Source organism: Streptomyces sp. PT12 (assembly GCF_003311645.1).
Classification (GTDB): Bacteria; Actinomycetota; Actinomycetes; order Streptomycetales; family Streptomycetaceae; genus Streptomyces.
Genome location: NZ_QEST01000096.1, coordinates 101,466 through 114,289, shown reverse-complemented (window position 1 = coordinate 114,289; position 12,824 = coordinate 101,466). Strand labels below are relative to the sequence as shown.

At 73.9% G+C, this 12,824-nt stretch carries 10 protein-coding genes and 2 pseudogenes; 8 read left to right on the top strand and 4 right to left on the bottom strand.

Annotation, left to right across the window (positions count from 1 at the left end):
* Positions 1 to 70: 70 nt before the first annotated feature.
* Positions 71 to 925 carry an SDR family NAD(P)-dependent oxidoreductase gene (locus DEH69_RS11530; protein ID WP_113686836.1) on the bottom strand — a complete coding sequence of 285 codons (855 nt, stop codon included), beginning with the start codon at positions 923 to 925 and terminating at the stop codon, positions 71 to 73.
* Between the two features lie 123 nt (positions 926 to 1,048).
* Between DEH69_RS11530 and DEH69_RS32020 the strand changes: the two genes are divergently transcribed.
* From DEH69_RS32020 to DEH69_RS11520, 3 genes are read left to right on the top strand one after another with little or no spacing between them, the layout of a single operon-like run.
* Positions 1,049 to 1,288: a hypothetical protein gene (locus tag DEH69_RS32020; RefSeq protein WP_220131227.1), complete on the top strand. Its 240-nt coding sequence runs from the start codon at positions 1,049 to 1,051 to the stop codon at positions 1,286 to 1,288.
* On the top strand, positions 1,263 to 1,919 hold the full coding sequence (locus DEH69_RS32015; RefSeq protein ID WP_258534598.1) for a helix-turn-helix transcriptional regulator: 657 nt from the start codon (positions 1,263 to 1,265) through the stop codon (positions 1,917 to 1,919). The genes DEH69_RS32020 and DEH69_RS32015 overlap by 26 nt, the downstream gene beginning before the upstream one ends.
* Positions 1,920 to 1,945: 26 nt before the next feature.
* Positions 1,946 to 2,830, top strand: coding sequence for a class I SAM-dependent methyltransferase (locus DEH69_RS11520; RefSeq protein ID WP_113686835.1), 885 nt, complete (start codon positions 1,946 to 1,948; stop codon positions 2,828 to 2,830).
* A 77-nt stretch (positions 2,831 to 2,907) separates the two neighbouring features.
* Here DEH69_RS11520 and DEH69_RS11515 read toward each other — a convergent pair whose 3' ends face one another.
* The 3 genes from DEH69_RS11515 to DEH69_RS11505 form a co-directional block, all read right to left on the bottom strand.
* Positions 2,908 to 4,329, bottom strand: coding sequence for an FGGY family carbohydrate kinase (locus DEH69_RS11515; RefSeq protein WP_113686834.1), 1,422 nt, complete (start codon positions 4,327 to 4,329; stop codon positions 2,908 to 2,910).
* A gap of 310 nt (positions 4,330 to 4,639) precedes the next feature.
* On the bottom strand, positions 4,640 to 5,857 hold the full coding sequence (locus DEH69_RS11510; RefSeq protein ID WP_113686920.1) for a cation:proton antiporter: 1,218 nt from the start codon (positions 5,855 to 5,857) through the stop codon (positions 4,640 to 4,642).
* 76 nt (positions 5,858 to 5,933) lie between these two features.
* Complete coding sequence (locus DEH69_RS11505) at positions 5,934 to 6,413, bottom strand: cation:proton antiporter regulatory subunit (protein ID WP_113686833.1); 480 nt, start codon at positions 6,411 to 6,413, stop codon at positions 5,934 to 5,936.
* Between the two features lie 195 nt (positions 6,414 to 6,608).
* Here DEH69_RS11505 and DEH69_RS32625 point away from each other — a divergent pair.
* The 5 genes and pseudogenes from DEH69_RS32625 to solA all read left to right on the top strand — a co-directional run.
* Positions 6,609 to 7,118 (top strand): annotated as a pseudogene (locus tag DEH69_RS32625) (helix-turn-helix domain-containing protein); the annotation flags it as partial.
* A pseudogene (locus tag DEH69_RS32620) lies at positions 7,105 to 8,145 on the top strand (MFS transporter); the annotation flags it as partial. The pseudogenes DEH69_RS32625 and DEH69_RS32620, both read left to right, overlap by 14 nt.
* A 78-nt stretch (positions 8,146 to 8,223) precedes the next feature.
* Positions 8,224 to 9,009, top strand: coding sequence for an IclR family transcriptional regulator (locus tag DEH69_RS11495; RefSeq protein WP_113686832.1), 786 nt, complete (start codon positions 8,224 to 8,226; stop codon positions 9,007 to 9,009).
* Between the two features lie 158 nt (positions 9,010 to 9,167).
* Positions 9,168 to 11,645 (top strand): FAD-dependent oxidoreductase, encoded by a 2,478-nt coding sequence (locus DEH69_RS11490; protein ID WP_113686831.1) that lies wholly within the window; start codon positions 9,168 to 9,170, stop codon positions 11,643 to 11,645.
* A gap of 27 nt (positions 11,646 to 11,672) precedes the next feature.
* On the top strand, positions 11,673 to 12,824 hold the full coding sequence (gene solA, locus DEH69_RS11485; RefSeq protein ID WP_113686830.1) for an N-methyl-L-tryptophan oxidase: 1,152 nt from the start codon (positions 11,673 to 11,675) through the stop codon (positions 12,822 to 12,824).

The window sequence follows — 12,824 nt, the reverse complement described above, 5'->3', positions numbered from 1 at the left end:
CCGCCCCCTCAAGGCGGTTGACGGGTCCCGGCATGGCCGACGGGTCGCGGCACGGCCGGATCCGCGCGGCTCACGGGAAGTTGATTGCCGGGCCCGTGCCCAGATGGGGCGTCGCGCTGATGTCGCTCTCCACGCGGGCCAGCTTCGCGCGGATCGCCGTCACCGCGTCGTCACCCAGTGGCAGCCGCAGGGGCGGACGGGGGAGGGCGAGCGCGGTCAGCAGGGCCGCGGCCGCCTTCGACGGATCGCCCGGCTGCTTGCCGTCGCCCGCGGCGAGACGGTCGCGGACCACGCCCACCGCCGCCTCGTAGTCGGGCAGCGAGGACGCGGCGGCGATCGCGCCGTTGAACTCCGTGCGGAACGCGCCGGGTTCGACGATCAGCACCCGGATGCCCAGCGGCTCCACCTCCGCGGCCAGCGCCTCGCTCGCCCGCTCGAGCGCACCCTTGGCCGCGGCGTAGGTGCCCACCCCCGCGAACGCCAGCAGGCCACCCATGCTGGTGAGTTGAACGACCGCGCCACCGCGCCTGCGCCGCATCCCCGGCAGCGCGAGCCGCGTCAGCCGCATCGGCCCGAAGAACATCACCTCCATGGCGTCACGGAGTTCGTCCTCCCGCGTCTCCTCCAACGCGCCGACCGTGCCGAACCCCGCGTTGTTCACCAGGACATCGATGCGCCCATACGCCGACTCGGCGGTGCGCACGGCCCGTTCGCATGCCTCCGCGTCCCTCACGTCCAACGCGACGACGGTCAGCCGGTCCGGGTGCGCGGCGGCCAGCTCCGCCATCGCCCCCGGGCGGCGCACCGCGGCCACCACCGCGTCGCCCGCGGCCAGCGCGGCGCGCGTGAACGCGGCGCCGAAACCGCTGTTGGCGCCGGTGATCAGCCAACTGCGCGCGGCGGATTCGGAAGTGGACGACGACATGACGGCTCCTCTGCCGTGCCCTCGGTCTGCGGGAACGACGATGCCGTGCCATGCGCCGCACCGACATGGGCCGAAGGTGGAAGTCCCTCGCCCGCACCCGTCACCCCCGCTTGTATGAGGAGGGTGACCGCGGAAACCCGTTCCATGGCCGCGGCGCACGCCGTCGTGTCCCACACCGGCGGCCCCCGGCGACTGCCGGGCGACGAGCCGCTCCCCGCCGAGGACTACCGCCGCCTGTTCGGCGTCTACGAGGCCGTGGACCGCGCCGCCGACCTGCCCGCCTGCCGCGAGCGGCTGCTGCGGGCGCTAGGAGTGGTTCGGATACGCGTCGATCACCGTGCTGCACGGGCCCACGATCGGTGACGCGCTGCACGGCGGCCGGGGCATCAAGTCCGGCTACTCACAGGACTTTCTCGACTCCTACGCCCGCCGCTGGATCACCTCCGACCCTTTTATGACGGCGGAGGCCCACCGGCTGCTCGCCGAGCGCGGCGCGGTGACGCTGCGCGACCTGCACCCCGAACGGGTCCCGGAGCAACGGGAGTTCGTGGAACGCTTCCTGCGCCCCCACGGCGTCCACGACAAGGTCGGCATCATGATCGACGCGGGCGCGGAGGGCGCGTTCTACGTCGGCGTCGTGGTCCGCGGCCCCGGGGCCCGGGGCGAGGGCACCTCCCAGCCCTCCTGGAACCAGGGGACGGTCGGCGCGCGCGACATCGCGGTGCTGCGCGCACTCGCGCGTCAACTCGCCCCGTTGGTAACGATGTTGCTCGCCCGCGACCGCGCCGCGGCGGCCGCGTGCCGCGACCTCGGCCTGACCCCGCGCGAGCGCGAGGTCGCGGGCCTCGTCGCCCAGGGACTGAGCAACCAGCGGATCGCGCAACGGATGTTCATCGGCGTGGGCACCGTGAAGAGGCACCTCACCCAGGCCCTGACGAAGACCGGCACCACCAGCCGCACCCACCTGGCCGCCCGCTGGGCCCAACACGCCTGAAGCCCGCGCCACATAGCCTGCTCCCCATGTCCGACAACGTTCCCCGCGACGCGCCCCGCGCCGTTCCCCGCGACGCGCCGCCCGCTCGACGCGACGACACCCCCGAGGAGTTCAGGCGGGTCGGCCTGAGCCGGACGTTCGACGAGGACGCGGAGCTGTACGACCGCGCCAGGCCCGGATATCCGAGGGAGATGTACGACGACCTCGCGGACCTCGGGGGAGCCAGCGTCGGCAGCCGCGTTCTCGAAGTGGGCTGCGGGACCGGCCAGGCGACCGTGCCGCTGGCCGCGCGCGGCTGCCGGATCACGGCCGTCGAGGCGGGCCCGCGCATGGCCGCGGTCGCCCGCCGCAACCTGGCCGCTGCCGGGCACGGCGCCACGGCCGAGGTGGTGACCGCCGACTTCGAGAGCTGGCCGCTGCCCGATGAGCCGTTCGACGCGCTTGTCTCGGCGACGGCGTTCCACTGGATCGACCCCGCGGTGCGCGTCGCCAAGGCCGCCGCCGCGCTACGCCCCGGGGGAGCGCTCTCCGTGGTGCGCACCCAGCATGTCAGGGGCGGCACCGAGGAGTTCTTCGTCGAGGTCCAGCGCTGCTACGAGCGCTTCGACCCCGACACCCCGCCGGGGCTCCGGGTCCCGGAGGCCGCCGACATCCACGGGTCGGACCACGCGGACGAGGTCGCGCGCGGCGGGGCGTTCGGCCCGACGGTCTTCCGCCGCTACGAGCGCGACCTCACCTACCCCACGGCCCACTACCTGGACCTGCTGCGCACCTACTCGGGCCACCGCGCCCTGCCCGAGGCCGCGCGCGACGGGCTGCTCGCGTGCGTCGCTGGCCTGATCGACGGGCGGTACGGCGGCCGGGTCACCAAGCGCTACCTCATCGAGCTGGCCGTGTCGCGCAGGCGGTGAAGCGCGGGCGGTGAAGCGCGGGCGGTGAAGCGCGGGCGGTGAAGCGGTCCGGGCCCGCCGCGCGGTCAACGGCCGCCTCAGCCGAACGCGTTCGGATGCGTCTCGTCGCGCACCGCCGCGAACTGCTGGCGCACCGCCGTGCCGACCGCCGCGTCGTCGCCGACGTTCAGCGTCTCGCCGGGCGCGGCGGGCCACTCGGGCGGCGCCTCATCGGTGAGCTTGCCGTCCGCGACGCCCTGCGACCACGCCGCCTGCCGGGCCGCGCCGAGCGCCGTGTAGTCGGCGGGGGCCGGGATCACCACCTGGGCACCCAGGATCGCCGGGGCCAGCGCCTTGACCGCGGGCAGCTCGGCCGCCGCGCCGAGCAGGAAGACGCGGTCGATCCGCACCCCGCGCCTGCGCAGCACCTCCGCCGCGTCGGCCAGCCCGCACAGCATGCCCTCGAACGCCGCCCTCGCCAGGTGCTCCGGCTTCATGCTCTCCCGCCGCAGCCCCGCCAACGTCCCAGCTGTGTGCGGTAGTTCGGGGGTGCGTTCGCCCGCGAGATACGGCAGGAACACCAGCCCGTGCGCGCCGGGCGTCGAGGCGAGCGCGAGCTCGGACAGGCCGGGCAGGTCGCGCCCGAGCAGCTCGGCGGTGCCCCGCAGCACGCGGGTGGCGTTCAACGTCCGCACCACGGGAAGGTGCAGCCCCGTCGCGTCGGCGTAGCTGGTGATCGCGCCGCCGGGGTCGGTCAGCGCGTCGTCGTGCACCGCGCACACCGACCCCGAGGCGCCGAGCGACACCACCGCGTCGCCCATGCCAACGCCGAGCCCGAACGCCGCCGCCATCGTCTCGCCCGTGCCCGCCGAGATCAGCAGGCCCTCGGGGGTGCGGCCCGCAGCCTCGGCGGGCCCGAGCACGTCGGGCAGCGCGACCGGGTGCCCGATGGCCAGCTCGGCCAGCTCGTGACGCCACGACTCCGACACCGCCGACCAGTACCCGGTGGTCGACGCGCCGCCCCGGTCCGTCGTCCAGCGGCGCGGGCGCCCGAGCAGCTGCCACACCAGCCAGTCCTGCGCCTGGAGAACGGCCGTGGCGCGCCGCGCGGCCTCGGGCTCCTCGCGGGCCAGCCAGCGGAGCTGGGAGACGGGCTGGCTCGGCTGCGGCACCGAGCCGACCGCCTCGGCCCACGCCGCCTTGCCGCCGAGCGCGTCCACCAGGCCGAGCGCCGCCGACTGCGTCCGGTCGTCGCCCCCGGTCAGCGCGGGGCGGACGGGGTTGCCCTCGGGGCCGAGCGCGACCACGCCGTTCTGCTGCGCGGCCACGCCGATGGCCGTGACGTCCTCGAGCAGCCCGCCGTCCGCTGCCTCGCCGAGCGACAGCAGCCACGACTCCGGGGTCGCCTCACCGCTGGGGTGCTCCGCGTGCCCGTGCCGGACCACCTCCCCGGTGTCCGCGTCGCAGACGACAATGCGGGTGTACATGGACGAGCTGTCAAGACCGGCGACCAATCCCATGAGAAAAGATGATGCCTCATCCTTTCGGACGAGCGGACCGGAACTCCCTCTTGGGTGGTGGGGGCCGCTCGGAAGGGGGCTGTAGGCGAGGCGCTTGGTGGGAGAGCGCTCTCCGGAGGTGATCTGAGGCCGAGTCGGCCTTGGGAGAACGCTCTCCCAGAATGCTGGGGGCGCGTGCCCGTGGTCGAGGTGCTCGGGGGAGAGCGTTCTCCGAGGTGTCCGGGCGAGCGCCGTTCACTGGGGGAGCGCTCTCCCGCGTCCCCTGGGGCCGAGGTCCCCTGGGGCCGAGGTGCCCCGCGGGCGAGGTGTCTCAGGCGCCGGAGCTTGCCGCGGGCCGGACCTCGTGTACTACCTCGGACGCGGAGTCCTGGCTCTTGCGCCGTTCCCGCAGCCGTCGGGCGACGGGCTCGGTCCACCGCGTGGCGAACGGGCCGAGGATGACCAGGATCAGCACATACGCCGTGGCCACGGGCGCGATGCGTGGCTCGGTCGCCGAGGCGAGGCCCGCGATGACGATCGAGAACTCCCCGCGTGCCACCAGCGCGCCGCCCGCGCGGAACCTGCCGCGTGGCCCGATGCCCGCGCGCCGGGCCGCGTACCAGCCCGTCGCGATCTTGGTGCCCGCGGTGACCAGGGCCAGCAGCAGCGCGGGGACCAGCACCGGCGGGATGTCGGTCGGGTCGGTCGAGAGCCCGAAGAAGACGAAGAACACCGCGGCGAACAGGTCGCGCAAGGGCGTGAGCAGCCTGCGCGTCGTGTGCGCGACCTCTCCGGAGAGCGCAATCCCGACGAGGAACGCCCCCACCGCCGCCGACACCTGGAGCCGCTGTGCGACGCCCGCGACCAGCAGGGTCAGGCCGAGCACGACCAGGAGCAGCATCTCGGGGTTGTCCGACGAGACGGCCTTGCTGATGAAACGCCCGTGGCGCAGCGCCACGAACAGCGCGACGCCCGCCGTGCCGAGCGCGATGGCCAGCGTGACGCTGCCGCTCGCCAGGCCGACGCCCGCGAGCACCGTTGACAGGATCGGCAGGTAGATGGCCATGGTCAGGTCCTCGATGACCAGGATGCCGAGGATGACGGGGGTCTCGCGGTTGCCCAGGCGGTTCAGCTCGGTGAGGACCTTGGCGATGACGCCGGACGACGAGATGTAGGTGACGCCCGCGAGCGCCAGCGCGCCGACCGGTCCCCAGCCGAGGAGGAACGCGGCGATGGCGCCGGGTGTCGCGTTGAGAAGGAGGTCGACCACCCCGGAGGGATACTGCGTGCGCAGGCTGTCCACCAGCTCGTTGGCGGTGTATTCGAGGCCGAGCATCACCAGCAGCAGGATGACGCCGATCTCGGCGCCGACCTCGATGAAACCCTCGCTCGTGGACAGAGGCACAAGACCGCCGTGGCCGAAGGCCAGGCCGACGAGGAGATAGAGAGGGATGGGGGAGAGCCCGAGTCGCCCGGCCAGCCGTCCGACGATTCCGAGGCCGAGGACGACGGCCCCGAGTTCGATCAGCATGGTCGTGGTGTCGTGCACGATCACCGCACCTTTCCGTGAGCCGCGCCGCACCGGCGGCTGCAAGGTGCGGGTCGTGATCTTCGCTGGGTGTGCCTCACGAGCCCGCGATGATGTCGGCCAGATCGTCGACGCCTTCCCGGGTGCCGACGACCAGCAACGTGTCACCTGCCTCAAGCCGGAAGTCGGGCGCAGGGGACGGGTGTGCCCCCGTGCGGCGCAGCACGGCGACGATCGAGGCCCCGGTGCGGGTGCGGGCCTTGGTGTCGCCCATGGGCCTGCCCCGGTACGGGGAGTCGGGCTCGATGGGAATCCGCTCGGTGACCAGGTCAAGCCCGAACTCTCCGTCGGGCAGTACGCTTTCGGCCCGCTCGGGACCGATGATCGAGGCCAGCCGGGCGGCTTCCTCCGCTTCCAGGGGAACGGTCCCCTGGCAGGAGTCGGGGTCCTCGGGGTCGTAGAACCCGACGAACCGCCGTCCGTCTTCGTGTGCCACCACCGAGATGTGCTGTCCACCTCGTGTGGCGATGTCGTACTGGGTGCCGACGCCGGGCAGGGGGGTGCGCCGCGTCACCATGACCGACCCTCCTCCCCGTCAGACGTCACGGGGAGTATAACGGCTCGGCCCGGCGCCTATTCCCTGGCATTCTTGCACAGCTCTTTGCAGAGTCCCTTTGCAAAGACTTCCTGGCAATCTGGCCTGCGCGGTGTGACAGAGCCCGGAGAGCCCTCGGATCACCGAGAGTCCGAAGAGCCGCGCGCGTCCGACCCGCTGCGCGGCGCCGATGTCGTCGTCCTCGACGCGCGTGGGCTGCGCGCGCTCGCGCACCCGGTCCGCGTTCAACTCCTCGGCCTGCTCCGCAGGCTCGGCCCCGCCACCGCGACGCAGCTGGCCACCCGCATGGGCCTGACCTCGGGCGCGACCAGCTACCATCTGCGCCAGCTCGACGCGGCGGGCCTTGTCGAGGAGGACACCGCGCGGGGCAACGCCCGTGACCGCTGGTGGCGTTCGGTGCACCGGATGACCCGGTTCGACAGCCGACGGCTGGCCGCCGAGGAGCCCGAGGCCGCCCTCACCTATCTGCGGTCGGTCGCCACGTCCTGCGCGCTGCGCGTGCAGCAGGCGCTCGACGAGCTGGAGACCATGCCCCCGCAGTGGCGCGACGTCTTCAGCATCGGCGACATGTTCCTGCGGCTCACCCCCGAGGAGGCGCGGCGGCTCACCGACGAGCTGCGCGCGGTCGTCGGCGCGTACCGGCGCGACCCCCGCCCCGCTGCTGCACATGGCGGGGGCGTTGCCGTTCTGGCTGCTCGCCGTCCTTGTCGCGGGGGTGGGCGCGACGCGCGGCCCTGGCGACCTGGCCAAGGCGGTGATGGTCCCCGAGGCGGCGGAACGGTGCGGCGTCCCGCTCGAACGCGCCACCGGCCTCTCGGGCGTCGTCGAACGCCTCGCCGCCACGATCGCCCCGCCGCGGGCGGTGGACTCGTCGCGTGGCTCGGGCCTTTGGCGGGGCTGACGGTCAACGCCGCGTCGTTCGCGCTGGGTTCACTCGTCATCGCCGTGACGCTGCCCGCGGGGATGGGGCGCGGGGCCGGGCGCGAGGAGCAAGGCCCAGGGCTACTGGGCCCGGTTCGGGGAGGGGCTGGCGTTTCTCCGGCGCGACCGGCTGCTGTTGGCGGTGGTCGTGATGATCGGCATCACCAACCTCATCGACGCCGCCCCCAGCACCGTGCTGCTGCCCGTGTGGGCGCGGGAGTCGGGCAACGGCCCAGCGGCGATCGGCCTGTTGGCGAGCGCGGGCGGCATCACCGCGGTGGTGGGCAGCCTGACGGCAGCGGCGATCGGGCACCGGCTGAGGCGCCGCCCCGTCTTCTTCGCGGGCTTCCTGGTGACCGTGCCGCGCTTCCTGGTGCTCGCGCTCGGCGCCTCGGGCGGCGTGCCGCTGGGCGTCGCGGTGGCGGTGTTCGCGATCGGCGGCCTGGGCGCGGGCTTCCTCAACCCCATCCCGGGCGCGGTCACCTATGAACGGATCCCCCGCCCGCTCGTCGGCCGCGTCGCCGGGCTGACCGGGGCGCTCTCCTGGGCGGGCATGCCGTTCGGCGGCCTGGTCGCGGGCGCCGCGGTGGCGGCCGCTGGCGTCGCCCCCGCCCTCCTGATCGGCGGCGCGGCCTACTTCCTCACCACCACGTTGACGGCGCTGCGCCCTGAGCGGCGCGCCATGGACGGGCACCGCGCGGCCTGCGACGCACCGCGCGGCCGAACGCGCGCCCTGGCCAGCGACCGAACGCGCGCCCCGGCGCGTGACTGAACGCGCGCCCGGGGTCCGGCGCCGGGCGCCGCATACGATGGCGTCCACGGAAGGCCGCAGGGGCGGGGGGAGCGGACGATGGCAGACGGAGCGGACGACCGGCGCGGGTCGGCCGGATCCGTGCAGTCGGTGGAGCGGGCGATGGCCCTGCTCGAGGTGCTCGCCCGCAGCGGCGCGTCCGGAGTGACCGAGATCGCCGACGAGCTGGGAGTGCACAAGTCGACGGCGTCCCGGCTGATCGGGGTCCTGGAGAGCCGCGGCCTCGTGGACCAGGAGAAGGAGCGCGGCAAGTACTTCCTCGGCGTGGGGATCCTGCGCCTCGCGGGGGCCGCTGCCATGCGCCTCGACATCTCCCAGGAGAGCGCTCCCGTGTGCCGTCGGCTGGCCGAGGAGACGGGTGAGACCGCCAACGTCGCCGTGCTCGACGGCGACGCCGCGGTCAACATCATGCAGGCGCGCGGCAGGGCCGAGGTCTCGGCCTACAACTGGCTCGGCCGCCGCACCCCGTTGCACGCCACCGCCAGCGGAAAGGTGCTGCTCGCCGCGCTGCCCGCGAACGTCAGGGACCGCCTCATGACCGGCGAGCGGGAGCGTTTCACCCGCCGCACCGTGACCGCGCCGACCGCGCTCCGCGCCGAGATCGCCCAGGTCGTCGCCGCCGGATTCGCCGTCACCCGCGAGGAGCTGGAGGAGGGGCTGAGCGCGGTCGCGGCCCCGGTGCGCCGCTACGACGGAACGGTGATCGGGGCGATCGGCGTCTCGGGACCGGTGTACCGGATGGGCGAGGAACGGCTGTCCGAGCTGGCCGAGAGCTGCATCGCCGCGGGCGGCGAGCTGTCCCGGCGCATGGGCTTCGGCGGCTGACTCCCGGGCGCGACTCCCGGGCGGTGACTTCCGGCCGTTTCCAGGGTTTTACCGTGGGTCAACGTTCCTCCCTTGACAGTGACCCCGCCCGATCCCACCCTGTTCCGCAAGGCGCAACGCACAGCGCCATGCGCAACGCACGGTGAGAGGAGCGGGGCATGGCGGCGGAGGCGGGACCACGGGTCGTCGTCATCGGGGCAGGCATCGTCGGCTGCGCGCTGGCCGACGAGTTGACCGCCCGCGGGGTGCGGGACGTCACCGTGCTCGACCGGGGGCCGCTGTTCGCCGGGCCAGGATCCAGCTACCACGCGCCCGGCCTGGTCTTCGCGACCAGCCCCTCCCGCGTTTTGTCGATGTTCGCCCGCTACACGATCGAGAAGTACCGCTCCCTGGGCTGTTTCGCGCCCGTCGGCGGCCTCGAGATCGCCACCACCGAGGAGCGCGCGGCCGACCTGCGCCGCAGGGCCGGGCTCGCCGCCTCATGGGGCATCGCGGCCGAGACCGTCACCGCGCGGCGGTGCGCGGAGCTGTGGCCGCCGTTGGATAGCGCTCTCCTGCTCGGCGGCCTCCACACTCCTGACGACGGGCTCGCCGACGCGGCCCTGGCCTGCCGGAAACAGGCGGAGAGCGCTCTCCGCCGAGGCGCGGCGTTCCATGGCCACCACACCGTCACCGCCGTGGAACGCGGCCCCGGCGGCGTCACCGGCGTGGTCACCGACCGCGGCTCGTTCCCCGCCGATGTCGTCGTTTCGGCCGCGGGCTCTTGGGGCCCGGTCATCGGCGCGATGGCCGGGGTCACCGTGCCGCTCCAGCCACTCGCCCACCAGTACGCCAGGACCGCGCCGCTGCCCTGGCTCGCCTCTGGAGCCCGCCTGCCGATCCTGCGCCACCAGGACCGCGACCTGTATGTGCGGCAGCACGGCGACCGCCTCGGCATCGGCAGCTATGCCCACCGGCCCATGCCCGTCGACCCGTTCGACCTCACCGCCTCCGAACTCCCCTTCAGCACTGAGGAGTTCGTGCCCTCATGGCGCGACGCGGCCCTGCTGGTACCGGCGTTGGCCGACTCGTCGGTCGAGCACGGCTTCGACGGGGTCTTCTCGTTCACCCCCGACGGCATGCCCCTGATCGGCGAGGTCGCCGACGTTCCGGGGCTGTGGCTCGCCGAGGCGGTGTGGCTGACGCACTCGGCCGGTGTCGCCCGCGCCGTCGCCGAGTGGCTGGCCGAAGGGCGGCCCTCCATCGACGTCCACGCGTGCGACGTGAACCGCTTCCACGACGTCCAGCTCTCCCCGCGCTACATCGCCGAGCGCGGCGCCCAGAACTTCGTCGAGGTCTACGACGTCATCCACCCGCTCCAGCCGATGGAGCGGCCCCGGCCGCTGCGCACCAGCCCGTTCCACCCCCGGCACCTCGAACTCGGCGCGTACCACCTGGAGTCGGGCGGCTGGGAGCGCCCGCACTGGTTCGAGGCCAACGCCCCGCTCGCCGACGCGCTCGCGCCCGGCGCCGCCCCGGCGCGCGACCCCTGGGCCGCGCGCCACTGGTCGCCGATCGTCGCCGCGGAGGCGCTGGCCACGCGGGAGCGCGTCGCGCTGTTCGACATGACGCCGCTCACCCGCCTCGATGTGCGCGGCCCCGGGGCGCTCGCGTTCCTGCGGCGGCTGACCACCGGGCGCGTGGACCGCGGGGTGGGCGCGGTGGTCTACGCCCTGCTGCTCGACCACGCCGGGGGCATCCGCTCCGACATCACCGTCGCGCGCCTGGGCGACGACCACTGGCAGATCGGCTGCAACGGCCCGCTCGACCTCCACTGGCTGCGCCGCCATCTGCCCGAGGACGGCTCGGTCGCCGTCACCGACATCACGGCGGGCACCTGCTGCGTCGGCGTGTGGGGGCCCGAGTCCTTCGCCCTGGTCCAGCCGCTGGCGGACATCGACGTGTCGTACGCGGCGTTCCGCTACTTCACCGCGCGGCGCGTCCACATCGGCCATGTCCCGGTCACCGCGCTGCGGGTGAGCTATGTCGGCGAGTCGGGCTGGGAGCTGTACACCACCGCCGACCTCGGCCCGCGCCTGTGGGACACGCTGTGGGAGGCGGGGCGGCGGCACGGCGTGATCGCGGCGGGGCGCGGCGCGTTCGACAGCCTGCGCCTTGAGAAGGGCTATCGCGCCTGGGGCACGGACATGACGACCGAGCACGACCCGTACGAGGCGGGGCTTGCCTTCGCGGTGCGGCGCGAGGAGGGGACGGGCGAGGGGTTCATCGGAGGGAGAGCGCTCTCCCACCCGAGAGCGCTCTCCCGACCCCGATGGAGAGCGCTCTCCCAGCGATCCGGGGCGGCGGTCGAACGACGGCTCGCGTGCCTCACGCTGGACGACCCCGCCGCCATCGTGCTCGGCAACGAGCCGGTGTACGCGGGCGGCCCCGGGCGCGCGGCCACGTCACCCGTCGGATACGTCACGAGCGCGGGCTACGGCTACACGGTCGGCCGCGCCATCGCCTACGCCTGGCTCCCCGCCGATCTCGCGGTCCCCGGCACGGGCGTGCACATCGCGTACTTCGGCGAGAAGGTGCCCGCCACCGTCCGCGCCGAGCCGCTGTTGGACCCTGAGATGGCACGCATCCGCCGCTAGGCGGGGAGTCCCACGAGGAGAAGAGTCATGGCCAAGGCTTACGACGTCATCGTGCTCGGCCTCGGCGGCATGGGCAGCGCCGCCGCCGACCACCTGGCCGCGCGCGGCGCGCGCGTCCTCGGCCTCGAACGGTTTGGCCCGGTCCACGACCGCGGGTCGAGCCACGGAGGTTCGCGCATCACGCGGCAGTCCTACTTCGAGGGCGCCGCCTACGTTCCGCTGCTGCTGCGCAGCTACGAGTTGTACGCGCGCCTCGAGCGCGCGGCGGGCGACGACGTGGCGGTGCTGTGCGGCGGGCTGATGATCGGCCACCCCGAGAGCCGCACCGTCTCGGGCAGCCTCGCCTCGGCCCTCGCCCATGACCTCCCGCACGAGATGCTGGACGCCAAGGAGATCCGCGCCCGCTTCCCCACGTTCGCGCCCGGCGACGACGAGGTGGCGCTCCACGAGGCGAGGGCCGGGCTGCTGCGCCCCGAGGTGACGGTGGGCGCCCAGCTCAAGCTGGCCACGGCGGCGGGCGCGGAGCTGCGGTTCGACGAGCCGGTCACCTCCTGGAGAGCGCTCTCCCCGGGGCGCGGGGTCAGCGTCACCACCGCCCGCGGCACCTACACCGCGGGCCACCTCGTGGTGACCCCGGGTGCCTGGGCGCCCGAGCAACTGGCCGATCTCGGCGTCCCGTTCACCATCGAGCGGCAGATCATGTACTGGTTCGAGCCCGACGGCGGCGTCGGCCCCTACGCCCCCGAGCGACATCCCGTCTACATCTGGGAGGACGCGGCGGGCGAGCAGGTCTACGGCTTCCCCGCGATCGACGGCCCAGGCGGCGGCGCGAAGGTGGCGTTCTTCCGCAAGGGCAGCGTGTGCACCCCCGACACCATCGACCGCACCGTGCACCCGCGCGAGGTCGCCGAGATGGCCGCCGCGGCCGGGGCGCGGCTGCCGTCCCTCCCAGGAACGTTTCTGCGGGCTGTCACCTGCATGTACACCACGACGCCCGACGAGCACTTCGTGATCGCCCCGCACCCCGCGCACGAGGCCGTCACGGTGGCCTGCGGCTTCTCGGGGCACGGCTTCAAGTTTGTCCCCGTCGTCGGCGAGATCCTTGCCGATCTGGCCCTCACCGGCGCGACGGCGCACCCCATCGCGCTGTTCAGGCCGGACCGGCTGGGAGGCCGGTAG

Bases quoted from the DNA above. Each gene is read 5' to 3' on its own strand.
- DEH69_RS11520 (WP_113686835.1), top strand. From the start codon at position 1,946: ATGTCCGACAACGTTCCCCGCGACGCGCCCCGCGCCGTTCCCCGCGAC.
- DEH69_RS11495 (WP_113686832.1), top strand. From the start codon at position 8,224: ATGGCAGACGGAGCGGACGACCGGCGCGGGTCGGCCGGATCCGTGCAG.
- DEH69_RS11530 (WP_113686836.1), bottom strand. From the start codon at position 925: ATGTCGTCGTCCACTTCCGAATCCGCCGCGCGCAGTTGGCTGATCACC.
- DEH69_RS11515 (WP_113686834.1), bottom strand. From the start codon at position 4,329: ATGGGATTGGTCGCCGGTCTTGACAGCTCGTCCATGTACACCCGCATT.
- DEH69_RS11505 (WP_113686833.1), bottom strand. From the start codon at position 6,413: ATGGTGACGCGGCGCACCCCCCTGCCCGGCGTCGGCACCCAGTACGAC.
- solA (WP_113686830.1), top strand. From the start codon at position 11,673: ATGGCCAAGGCTTACGACGTCATCGTGCTCGGCCTCGGCGGCATGGGC.
- DEH69_RS11490 (WP_113686831.1), top strand. From the start codon at position 9,168: ATGGCGGCGGAGGCGGGACCACGGGTCGTCGTCATCGGGGCAGGCATC.